The sequence below is a fragment of the Kitasatospora sp. NPDC059571 genome, from assembly GCF_042735675.1.
GTDB lineage: Bacteria > Actinomycetota > Actinomycetes > Streptomycetales > Streptomycetaceae > Kitasatospora.
The window spans coordinates 884-11,904 of sequence record NZ_JBHWBW010000229.1; the positions used below are offsets into that span (position 1 = coordinate 884).

Annotated in this window: 9 protein-coding genes; 2 read left to right on the forward strand and 7 right to left on the reverse strand. The window is 74.0% G+C overall.

The window, feature by feature from the left end:
• Positions 1-1,449, reverse strand: a 1,449-nt coding sequence (locus ACFV0G_RS23435) for a hypothetical protein (protein ID WP_380551169.1), incomplete at its 3' end; no start/stop codon positions are given.
• A gap of 285 nt (positions 1,450-1,734) precedes the next feature.
• Positions 1,735-2,088 (reverse strand): hypothetical protein, encoded by a 354-nt coding sequence (locus ACFV0G_RS23440; protein ID WP_380551172.1) that lies wholly within the window; start codon positions 2,086-2,088, stop codon positions 1,735-1,737.
• A 150-nt stretch (positions 2,089-2,238) separates the two neighbouring features.
• Between ACFV0G_RS23440 and ACFV0G_RS23445 the strand changes: the two genes are divergently transcribed.
• On the forward strand, positions 2,239-3,546 hold the full coding sequence (locus ACFV0G_RS23445) for an SUKH-4 family immunity protein (protein ID WP_380551175.1): 1,308 nt from the start codon (positions 2,239-2,241) through the stop codon (positions 3,544-3,546).
• 28 nt (positions 3,547-3,574) lie between these two features.
• Here the strand turns inward: ACFV0G_RS23445 and ACFV0G_RS23450 are convergent, their stop codons facing one another.
• The 5 genes from ACFV0G_RS23450 to ACFV0G_RS23470 all read right to left on the reverse strand — a co-directional run bounded on the left by ACFV0G_RS23450 (position 3,575) and on the right by ACFV0G_RS23470 (position 6,956).
• Positions 3,575-4,075: a hypothetical protein gene (locus ACFV0G_RS23450; RefSeq protein ID WP_380551178.1), complete on the reverse strand. Its 501-nt coding sequence runs from the start codon at positions 4,073-4,075 to the stop codon at positions 3,575-3,577.
• Between the two features lie 97 nt (positions 4,076-4,172).
• Positions 4,173-4,631, reverse strand: coding sequence for a GNAT family N-acetyltransferase (locus ACFV0G_RS23455; RefSeq protein WP_380551181.1), 459 nt, complete (start codon positions 4,629-4,631; stop codon positions 4,173-4,175).
• Position 4,632: 1 nt separating this feature from the next.
• The gene (locus tag ACFV0G_RS23460) at positions 4,633-5,571 is read right to left on the reverse strand and encodes an RluA family pseudouridine synthase (protein WP_380551184.1); all 939 of its coding nucleotides are present in this window, start codon (positions 5,569-5,571) and stop codon (positions 4,633-4,635) included.
• 52 nt (positions 5,572-5,623) lie between these two features.
• The gene (gene lspA / locus ACFV0G_RS23465) at positions 5,624-6,235 is read right to left on the reverse strand and encodes a signal peptidase II (protein ID WP_380551187.1); all 612 of its coding nucleotides are present in this window, start codon (positions 6,233-6,235) and stop codon (positions 5,624-5,626) included.
• Positions 6,236-6,455: 220 nt separating this feature from the next.
• Positions 6,456-6,956, reverse strand: a complete 501-nt coding sequence (locus ACFV0G_RS23470; protein WP_380551190.1) for a TraR/DksA family transcriptional regulator — start codon at positions 6,954-6,956, stop codon at positions 6,456-6,458.
• A 616-nt stretch (positions 6,957-7,572) separates the two neighbouring features.
• Between ACFV0G_RS23470 and ileS the strand changes: the two genes are divergently transcribed.
• Positions 7,573-10,701, forward strand: coding sequence for an isoleucine--tRNA ligase (ileS, locus tag ACFV0G_RS23475; RefSeq protein WP_380551193.1), 3,129 nt, complete (start codon positions 7,573-7,575; stop codon positions 10,699-10,701).
• The last annotated feature ends 320 nt before the right edge of the window (positions 10,702-11,021 follow it).

The following is an 11,021-nucleotide window of genomic DNA, read 5'->3' on the forward strand; positions in this document are numbered from 1 at the left end:
GGCGGACCCCGGCCGCCCCGGGTCGGGGTCGGAGCGGTGCGGCGGCTGCGCCGCCGGCTCCCCCGGCCGCGCCGGGCCGTCCCCGGCGCCCGGGCCGGGTCCGGCGGGAGCCTCGGCGGCCGGAGCCGGACGGCTGTCCGTCCCCGTGTGTGCGGGCCCGGTCGTCCCACCGTCGCCCGCCGACGGCTCACGGTGCTGCGGTCCGGCCGCCGGCCCGCTGTCGGCCGACCGGTCGTCAGTGCCCGTGTGGGTCGGGGCGGCGGGGGCCGGATCGGAGGCGAGACGGGTACCGAACGGGTCGAGGGGTGCGGAGCTGCGGTGGTCGTTCGCCGGGGCCGGGGCCGGGCGGGCGCCCGCATCGTCGCCGCGGGCGCCCGCAGGCGCGTCACCGCCGGTGCCGTCCGAGGCCGTACGGCCGCCGCCGTCCGTCCCGCCCGCTCCCGTCCGGGGTCCGCCCGTCGGCGCGTTGGAGCCGGAGCTGCCGGAGGGGCCCGATCCGCCAGGGGTGCCGGAGGGCTCGGACGAGCCCCGGCCCCCGTCGGACGCGCCCCCACCGGACTCGCCGCGGCCGCTCTCCCCCGCGCCGCCCTCACGGGCGCCGCCTTCGCGGCCACCGCCCTCACGGCTGCCGCCCTCATGACCGCCGCTGTCGCCGTTCCCCTCGCCGCCGCCCTCGTGCCCACTGCCCTCGTGCCCGCCGTGGCCGGCGGCCCGGTCGGCGTGGTGGCGGGCGGCGCCGCCGGCCCGGGAGCCCAGGCCGTCGCGGAGCGATTCGCCGAAGGTCTGCTTCCAGTTGCCGACCGAGGACTTGCCCTCGTCCCAGCCGGTCTTGACCGTGCGTCCGAGGTCGTAGCCGCTCTGGGCACCGAAGCCCTGGTTGACGGTCTGCGCGATCAGGTCGGAGATCATCGCCTGCACGGCGGAGACGACCGGGTCCTTGAGGGTCTCCAGGATGGCCTCCATGAGGGCTTCCCGGAGTTCCTTCAGCAGGCGGCGGACGATCATCTTGGTGACCTGGGTCGCGCCCAGCGCGCCGACCTCGGAGAGGCCGAAGGTGAACGGCGCCGCCGCCTGCGCGGCGATGATCTCGGTTGCCAGCACCACCAGTTGGGCGATCACCGCGAGCTTGCAGGTGATCACGATCACCGCGGCGGCGTCGAACGCCACCGCGATCAGCCGGGCGGCCTGGGCCGCATCGGCGAGGTAGCCGTCGCCACCGGTGGAGAACGTGTCGAAAGCCTTCCCGAAGGCGTCGATCGAGTCGCCGCTGTTGGCCGACCGGACGCTGTTGGCAGCGCTCAGTGCCCGGTGGTTCAGCTCGTCCACCTGGTCGGCGAAGTCCCGCCAGACCTGGGCGCACTCGCGGAGCTTGTCCTCGTCCGCCTTCGGCCAGTCGAAGCCGAGCATCTCCAGGACCCACTCAAGGCTGTCCGGCAGCATCAGCGACACGAGTCAGTTCCCCCCGACCGACGACCCCGGGCCGGGCCGCCCTCCGGCACGGGGGCGAACGACAGCCGGGCCGGGCCCGCGGGCGGGGCAAGACCTGGGCTTTACCGTTGCTTCCCCCGGCCGGGAAAGCTCCCTGACACGGCTTCAGTCCGATGATCCCACAAAGACAACGGGACTGCCGACGCCCGAGCTGGAGGACGAGAGGGAAGGTAAAGGACCGTCAGCCCGAAACTTCACTGATTGAGCACATCTCCCGCGCGAAAAAGCCGCGGATGCGACGGCCCGTCACTTCCGTTCGTCACGCCGGGCCCGGCCGCCCTCGGCCTCCTCCGCCTCGCGCAGCATCCTCGCCGCACGCTCCTCGGACCGGCGGCGGTCCTCCGGCGAGAGGTGCTCGGCGGCATCGCGGATCCCGTCGAGCCGCGCGCCGATCGCGTGCAGGTACCGGTCGGACCCGATCACGTCCTTCATGCCGATCCGGCCGCTGAGCACTCCGCGCGCCATCTCCTGCAACTCGGGCCCCACCGAGGGGTTTCCGGCGATCGTCCGGAGCGCCTTGTGCAGTGAGGCCGCCTGGGCGGGGCTGTCCGCCACGTCCAGCAGCTCGTCGTCGCCGATCTCGCGGTCCTCGGCCGTCACGGCCACCTCCCCGAAGCCCGTCCCCTGCACGGCCGCGGTGCAACACGCTCCGGATCCGGCCGTTTTCGTCGTGCGATCATATGCAACCGTCCGGAGTCGACCGTGCCCGACGGTAATCTCGCCGGAGTCCGCAACCCAGGAGGAGTCGTCGTGATCACCCAGGAGCAGGCCCTCGCCACCGCCGACGGCTGGCTGAACGGCGATGCCCCGGCCGAGCGCCGCCGGGCCGTCCGGCACCGCGAGTTCGGCCTCGGCTGGGTGGTCTGGGCCGCGCCGGCCCCGCTGGAGCGCGACCCGGTGACCGGCGAGCGGCGCCCGCCCGCCGACCTCGGCGACGCCTGCGGCGTGGTGGACCGCGACAGCGGCGAGCTCACACTCTGGCCGTCCGTCCCGGTGGACGAGGTGATCCGCTCGTACGAGGCGAAGCACGCGGAGCGCGTCGGCCGGGACGGCCCGCCGGCCACCGGCCCGGGGAACACCGCGGTCGCCACCTACGTGGACCCGGCGAACGGCGAGGAGGTCATGCTGTACCGGACCTCCGGGCCCGGTCTGCCGCCCGCGGAGTACCGGCTCGCGGCGGAGCTGGACCGGCTCGGGGTGCCGGCGGGCAACGTGGTCGCCGTCCACACCGACCTGCGCCCGGCCACCCTGCCCGGCGGCTACACCGCGGCCCTCGTGGAGCGCGCCTTCCCGAACGCGGAGGTCTCCTGCTCGCACACCTACGGGATCTTCGCGGACGAGCGCGCCGAGGGCGTCGCCGCGCTGACCGCGCACGCCGAGCGGATCGCCCGGCTCGCCGGGCAGCAGCCGCCGCCGCGGCCGCGCCGGGTGCCGGCGCCGCAGCCGGGCGAGGTCGCGCCGGCCGAGCCGGTGCGCGACGTGGCGCTGGGCCGCCGGCTGGCCGAGGTGTTCGGCGAGGTCACCCGCCCGGACGCCGACGACCTCGCCGCCAGCGCGCTGCCCCAGGCCGCCCGCACCACCCTGACCTGGGCGGGGCTGCCCGCCGACGTGCCGCTGTTCTTCGCCGCGGACGACCCGGACAACCCGCCGCCCGGCGGCCTGCTGGCCGACCTGCGCACCCACCTGACCGCCGTCGGTACCGAGCTGGAGCCGTCCGTGCTGGACGTCCTCGCGGACTGGACGAGGATCGGCTCCGACGGGCTGTGCATGATCGCCGTGCAGTGCACGGGAGAGGAACCCCAGCTCGGCTCGGTGTGGGCGGTCCACCCGCGCACCGGCAGCGGGCGCTACGTCAACGCATCGGTCGCGGCGTTCCTGCGCAGCCTGGACGCCCTGGTGACCGCCCGCGCCGCGATGCGCGGCCTCGACCCGCTGGAGGCCGGCGCCGCGGTGTCCGCCCTCCAGGAGGGGCTCGCGGCCATCGACCCGCAGGCCTTCCACAAGGACTCGACCTGGTGGAACGTGGTCGTCGAGCAGATGTGGCACGGCCTGTTCTGAGCCGGGGGCCGCGGCCGGCCCGGCGGGCTCAGCACCAGGCGCCGCCGGTCCGGCTCGCCCGGGCCTCGACGGTGTAGCCCCCTCCCTCCCCGGTGTCCCAGCGCAGCGCGAGGCGGGCGGTCGTGCCGTGCAGCGCCTTGGTGAAGCAGAGGCCGATCCGCTCGCCGGACGGATCCCGGCGCCAGGCCGGCTCGTCCGCGTCCGGCGGTGCCGGCTGCCAGCCGTTCCGGTCGGCGGCGGCGCGGTAGTGCGCCACGACCTGCGCCCGCCCGCCGGGCTCGGCGTAGCCCTGCCCGGCGTAGGCGAAGCGGTCGTCCTCGTCGCAGCCGCCGTAGGCGTCGCCGTCCGCCCGCGCACCGTCCGCTGCGCCGAGGGCCCGGGCCTCCGCGGCCAGCGGCTCCTGCAGGCGCCGGTCATCGGCGGAGCAGCCGCCGAGCCGCATGTCCGGCGCCAGGCAGGCGGCGGCCAGGACGGGCAGCGCCAGGACCGCCCCCCAGAGCAGCAGCACCGCCCGGCGCGCGGTCAGCACCGGCCCGTCCGCGGCGCCCGGAGGCCCGGAACGCCGAAAGCTCCCACCCGGAGATCGTTCACGGGCGGGAGCGTACCGGCCTGCCGGACCGGTCGGGTCAGAGCACCCGGGTCATGGTGCGGTGCGGGATGCCGGCGTCGTCGTAGACCGGGCCCTCGGCGGTGTAGCCGAGCCGCTCGTAGAAGCCGAGCGCCTGCACCTGGGCGTGCAGCTCCAGCTCACGGGCGCCGTGCTCCCGGCCCGCCCGCTCGATGGCCCGGACCAGCTCGGCGCCGAGACCGGTGCCGCGGGCGGGCTTGCGGACGGCGAGCCGGCCGAGCAGCACCCGGCCCTCGATGCCGGTGAGCTCGAACGCCTGCGGGCCGTGGATGAGCCGCCCGGTGCCGAGGGCGGCGCCGTCCTCGGCGAGGGCGAGCACGTGCAGCGAGGTCGCGTCGAGCTCGTCGTACTCGAGCTCGGCGGGGACGTTCTGCTCCTCGACGAACACCTCCTGGCGGACGCTGCGCACCTGCGCGAGCTGCTCCGCGGTGACCGCGACCGTGATGTCCGCGGCCATCTCAGCTCTCCGACGAGATGATGTCGAGGGCCTTCTGCAGGTCGGCCGGGTACTCGCTGCGGAACTCGACCCACTGGCCGTCCGCGGGGTGCTCGAAGCCGAGCTGGACGGCGTGCAGCCACTGGCGGGTGAGGCCGAGGCGCTTGGCCAGCGTCGGGTCGGCGCCGTAGGTGGTGTCGCCGACGCAGGGGTGGCGCAGCGCCGACATGTGCACCCGGATCTGGTGGGTGCGGCCGGTCTCCAGCTTGATGTCGAGCAGGGAGGCGGCGCGGTAGGCCTCGATCAGGTCGTAGTGGGTGACCGAGGGCTTGCCGTCGCGGGTGACCGCCCACTTCCAGTCGCTGCTGGGGTGGCGGCCGATCGGCGCGTCGACGGTGCCGGAGAGCGGGTCGGGGTGGCCCTGGACGAGGGCGTTGTACTTCTTCTCGGTGATCCGGTCGTGGAACTGCCGCTTGAGGTCGGTGTAGGCGCGCTCGGACTTCGCGACGACCATCAGGCCGGAGGTGCCGACGTCCAGGCGGTGCACGATGCCCTGGCGCTCGGCGGCGCCGGAGGTGGAGATGCGGTAGCCGGCCGCGGCGAGGCCGCCGATCACGGTGGGGCCGGTCCAGCCGGGGCTGGGGTGGGCGGCGACGCCGACCGGCTTGTCGATCAGCACGATGTCGTCGTCGTCGTGGACGATGCGCATGCCCTCGACGGGCTCGGCGACGATCTGCACCGGCGCGGCCGGGGCGGGGATCTCGACCTCCAGCCAGGACCCCGCGGTCACCCGGTCCGACTTGCCCGCGACGGCGCCGTCGAGCGTCACCTTGCCGTCGGCGGCGAGCTCGGCGGCCTTCGTCCGGGAGAAGCCGAACATCCGGGCCAGGGCCGCGTCGAGGCGTTCGCCCTCCAGGCCGTCGGGAACGGGGAGGCTGCGGGTCTGCGCTGCGATACTCACCCGTACGAGTATGCCCGACCGCGGGGAGCGGCCGGACCGTCGTCCGCCGCGGTCAGTCGGTGCCGGCGGTCTCGTCCTTGCCGCGGCCGGGCTGGTGGACGGAGCCGTCCGGGTTGGAGCCGCGGAAGGAGAGCAGCACCACCAGGATGCCGCCGCAGACGATCGCGGAGTCGGCGAGGTTGAAGACCGCGAAGTGCTGGACGGAGATGAAGTCCACCACATGGCCGCGGAAGACCCCGGGGGCGCGGAACAGCCGGTCGGTGAGGTTGCCGAGCGCGCCGCCGAGCAGCAGGCCGAGGGCGATCGCCCAGGGCAGGCTGTAGAGCCGGCGGGCGATCCGCCAGATGACGACGATCACGGCGGCGGCGATCGCGGTGAAGACCACGGTCATCGCCTGGCCCATGCCGAAGGCCGCGCCGGGGTTGCGGATCACCTGGAAGGTCATGACGTCGCCGATCACCTGGATGGGCTGGCGCCCCTCCAGCCGGGCGACCACGAGCAGCTTGCTGCCGAGGTCGATCAGGTAGGCGAGCAGGGCGACGGTGAGCAGCACGCCGATCCGGCGGCGGCGCACGGCGGCGCGGGCCCCGGAGGCGGCGGTGGCGCCGGTGGCCGGGCGGTCGGTGCCGTCCGGCTCGGCCGGTGCCCCGGCGGATTCGTCCACGGCGCTCTCCGGCTCGTGACTCTCCGGCTCGTGCGGCACGCGCGCGGTCGGGACGGCGTCGTCCTGGGTCTGGGGGGAACCTGGGGTGCTGATGATCCGCTCCGCTGCCGTGTGCGATCTCGGCCGGCCGGAGTGGACCGACCGAGGGGCCGACGTTACGGGGACGAGCGTACGGCACTCGCAGGTGCGAACGCCCGTCTCCCGTTCCGGGCGGTGGGCGCTACCTGCGCTCCTGCTTGGCCTTGCAGCTCACGCAGAGCGTGGCCCGCGGGAACGCCTGCAGCCGGGCCTTGCCGATCGGCTGACCGCAGGACTCGCAGACGCCGAACTCGGCGGTCTCCAGGCGGGCCAGCGCGCGCTCGGTCTGGGCGAGGCTGTCGCGGGCGTTGTTGGCGAGGGCGAGCTCGCTCTCCCGGTTGATGTTCTTGGTGCCGGCGTCGACCTGGTCGTCGCCCGCGCCGTCGTTGGAGTCGCGCATCAGGCCGGTGATCGCGGCCTCCGAGGCCTCGATCTCGGCGCGCAGCCGCTCCAGGTCGGTGTGCAGCTCGTCGTGCACCTCGGCGACCTCGGCCGCCGTCCACGGGTCCTCCCCGGCCCGCACCGGCAGGTCGGCCGGGTCCACCGACCCGGCGCGGGCACCGGAGCCCGCCGGCACGTGGTGACGGCTGGTGGCCGGCGTCCGGCCGGTGCTGGTGCTGGTCTTGCGCCGCGCAGTGCTCACGGTCCCCTCCCCTGGGTCGCCCGCCACGGCCTTGCGCGCCCGCTTGGTGGCGGTACCCGCAGCAGTTGCTCTCTCAGCCATGGCTTCGACCTCATTCACGAATGATGCGGACCGCCGGTTCCCGGCGGCCTCCGGTGCCGGAACGATAAGCCCCATCGAATCCGGTCACAACGGGACATACCGATGTCATATCCGATCCCACTCGGGCAGCCGCCGACGTCGGCCGATGCCCGGGTGCTGCCCAAGTTGTGCCCAGATCGGAACCGGATAACCTCACCCCGTGTGACCGCCGGACGGGCTGCGGGAATCGGCTTGCCGGGGCCGATACACTGGGCCTGCAAGGCGCAGATGGGGACGAGTACCGCAGCACGCAGCCATGAGCGACCCGGGGACGGTGCGAGCCCGGGGGTGTGCGCGGCGGGAAGATCACCCCGGAGCCGCCGGAAGAAAGGCCGCGCGAGGGTGTCGTGCGGCCCGGTAGAACCGGCAGCAGACCCAAACAAGAGGGTCGCGGGCCTGTCGGCCGCGGCCAAGGAGGGTGGTACCGCGGGACGGCGCGCCGTCTCGTCCCTCCGTCGGAGCCAGTCCACGCATCCGTCGGAGGTAGACGCCCGCGATGAGCACCTACAACCCCGTCCCCGCGCAGGTCGACCTGCCTGCCCTGGAGCACGGCATCCTGTCGTTCTGGCAGGACAACAAGATCTTCCAGCGCAGCCTGGAGCAGTCCGAGGGACGCCCGGAGTGGGTGTTCTACGAGGGCCCGCCGACCGCCAACGGCATGCCGGGCGCCCACCACATCGAGGCCCGCGTCTTCAAGGACGTCTTCCCGCGCTACCGGACGATGAAGGGCTACCACGTCGCCCGCAAGGCCGGCTGGGACTGCCACGGCCTGCCGGTCGAGCTCGCCGTCGAGAAGGAGCTCGGCTTCTCCGGCAAGCAGGACATCGAGGCCTTCGGCATCGCCGAGTTCAATGCCAAGTGCCGCGAGTCGGTCACCCGGCACACCGACGAGTTCACCAAGCTCACCGAGCGCATGGGCTACTGGGTCGACCTCGACGAGGCGTACCGGACCATGGACCCGACCTACATCGAGTCGGTCTGGTGGTCGCTCAAGCAGATCTTCGACAAGGGCCTGCTGGTCCAGGACCACCGGGTCGCCCCGTGGTGCCCGCGCTGCGGCACCGGCCTGTCCGACCACGAGCTGGCCCAGGGCTACGAGACGGTCGTCGACCCGTCGGTCTACGTCCGCTTCCCGCTGACCTCCGGCCCGCTGGCCGGGGAGGCCGCGCTGCTGGTCTGGACGACCACCCCCTGGACGCTGGTCTCCAACACCGCCGCCGCGGTGCACCCCGAGGTCACCTACGTGGTGGCCACCGACGGCAACGAGAAGCTGGTCGTCGCCGAGCCGCTGGTCGGCAAGGCCCTCGGCGAGGGCTGGGAGACCACCGGCCAGAGCTTCACCGGCGCCGAGATGGAGCGCTGGACGTACGACCGGCCGTTCCAGCTGGTCGAGATCGAGAACGCGCACTTCGTGGTGACCGCCGACTACGTCACCACCGAGGACGGCACCGGCATCGTCCACCAGTCGCCCGCGTTCGGCGCGGACGACCTCGCGGTCTGCCGCCGCTACGGCCTGCCCGTGGTCAACCCGGTCGAGGCCGACGGCACCTTCGCCGCGGACGTCCCGCTGGTCGGCGGCGTCTTCTTCAAGAAGGCCGACGAGACCCTGGTCGCCGACCTGCAGGCCCGCGGCCTGCTCTTCCGCCACCTGCCGTACGAGCACAGCTACCCGCACTGCTGGCGCTGCCACACCGCGCTGCTCTACTACGCGCAGCCGTCCTGGTACATCCGCACCACCGCGGTCAAGGACGCCCTGATCCGGGAGAACGAGAACACCAACTGGTTCCCGTCGAGCGTCAAGCACGGCCGCTTCGGCGACTGGCTGAACAACAACATCGACTGGGCGCTCTCCCGCAACCGCTACTGGGGCACCCCGCTGCCGATCTGGCGCTGCGACGAGGGCCACCTCACCTGCGTCGGCTCGCTGGCCGAGCTCTCCGGGCTGACCGGCACCGACCAGAGCGGCCTCGACCCGCACCGCCCCTACATCGACGACGTCACCTTCGACTGCCCGCAGTGCTCCGGCACCGCCGTGCGGGTGCCCGAGGTCATCGACGCCTGGTACGACTCGGGGTCGATGCCGTTCGCGCAGTACGGCTACCCGTACCAGAACAAGGAGCTGTTCGAGAGCCGCTACCCGGCGCAGTTCATCTCCGAGGCGATCGACCAGACCCGCGGCTGGTTCTACACGCTGATGGCCGTCGGGACCCTGGTCTTCGACCGCAATGCGTACGAGAACGTGGTCTGCCTGGGCCACATCCTCGCCGAGGACGGCCGCAAGATGTCCAAGCACCTGGGCAACATCCTGCAGCCGATCCCGCTGATGGACCAGCACGGCGCCGACGCCGTCCGGTGGTTCATGGCGGCCGGCGGCTCCCCGTGGTCCGCCCGCCGGGTCGGCCACGGCACCATCCAGGAGGTCGTCCGCAAGACGCTGCTGACCTACTGGAACACCGTCGCCTTCCAGGCGCTGTACGCGCGCACCGCGGGCTGGTCCCCCTCCGCGGCCGACCCGGCGCCGGCCGACCGCCCGCAGCTGGACGCCTGGGTGCTCTCCGAGCTGAACACCCTGGTCCGCGAGGTCGACCTCGCGCTGGAGTCCTACGACACCCAGCGGGCCGGCAAGCTGCTCTCCGGCTTCGTCGACGACCTCTCCAACTGGTACGTCCGCCGCGGCCGCCGCCGCTTCTGGCAGGGCGACGCCGCCGCGCTCGCCACCCTGCACGAGGCGCTGGAGACCGTCACCCGGCTGATGGCGCCGCTCACCCCGTTCATCACCGAGCGGGTCTGGCAGGACCTGGTCGTCCCGGTCGACCCGCAGGCCCCGGTCTCGGTGCACCTCGCCGACTGGCCGGTCGCCGACGAGGCGCTGATCGACCCGGAGCTGTCGCGGAACATGGCGCTGGTGCGCCGGCTGGTCGAGCTCGGCCGCGCCACCCGCGCCGAGTCCGGGGTGAAGACCCGTCAGCCGCTCTCCCGGGCGCTGATCGCCGCGCAGGGCTGGGACGACCTCCCCGCCGACCTGCGGGCGCAGATCGCCGAGGAGCTGAACGTCTCCGCCCTGGAGTCGCTGGCCGGGGTCGGCGCCTCGCTGGTCGACACCTCCGCCAAGGCCAACTTCCGGGCCCTCGGCAAGCGGTTCGGCAAGGGCGTGCAGGACGTGGCCAAGGCGGTCGCCGCCGCGGACGCCGCCGTCCTGGCCGCCGAGCTGCGCGCCGCCGGCACCACCGGCGTCGAGCTGAACGGCGAGCGCATCGAGCTCTCCCCGGACGAGGTCGTCATCACCGAGACCCCGCGCGAGGGCTGGGCGGTGGCCAACGAGGCCGGCGCCACGGTGGCGCTCGACCTGGCGATCACCGCGGAGCTGAAGCGGCTCGGCGTCGCCCGCGACGCCATCCGCCAGATCCAGGAGGCCCGGAAGAACTCCGGCCTGGACGTCGCCGACCGGATCGTGCTGCGCTGGGAGGCCGCCGCGGAGGAGACCGCCGAGGCGATCACCGAGCACGGCCCGCTGGTCGCCGAGGAGGTCCTGGCGGTCGACTTCGCCGCCGGCCCGGCCGACTGGGACTCCGAGGTGTTCGGCGACGAGTCGCTCGGCCTGACCTTCCGGCTCCGCAAGGCCTGATCCCGGAGGCCCGACCACGAGGGGCGCGGGGAGCTGCGCGATGCGGAAGGAAGACCGCATCCGAATTGCGCGGCTCCCCGCGCCCCTTTCGGTGGCCGATCGCACTCGACGGCGGGCCCGCGTCCGAAGTGCCCAGTCCCCCCCGCCTTCGGCCGGGAGGTGCCCGCGCGCCTTCTGTTCGGCGGCCTTCTGCTCCGTGGCCGCCCGCACAAACGAGGGCGGGGCGCCCCCGGGCGGGAGGCGCCCCCCGCGGGCCGCCGGGGCGGGGGGGGGGGGGGTTTTGGGCGGACGCCGGGGGTGGGTGTAGCGCAGCTCGCGCG

Excerpts from the sequence above, each read along its gene's own strand:
- ACFV0G_RS23455 (WP_380551181.1), bottom strand. The coding sequence starts at position 4,631 with ATGGCCGCGGACATCACGGTCGCGGTCACCGCGGAGCAGCTCGCGCAG.
- ileS (WP_380551193.1), top strand. The coding sequence starts at position 7,573 with ATGAGCACCTACAACCCCGTCCCCGCGCAGGTCGACCTGCCTGCCCTG.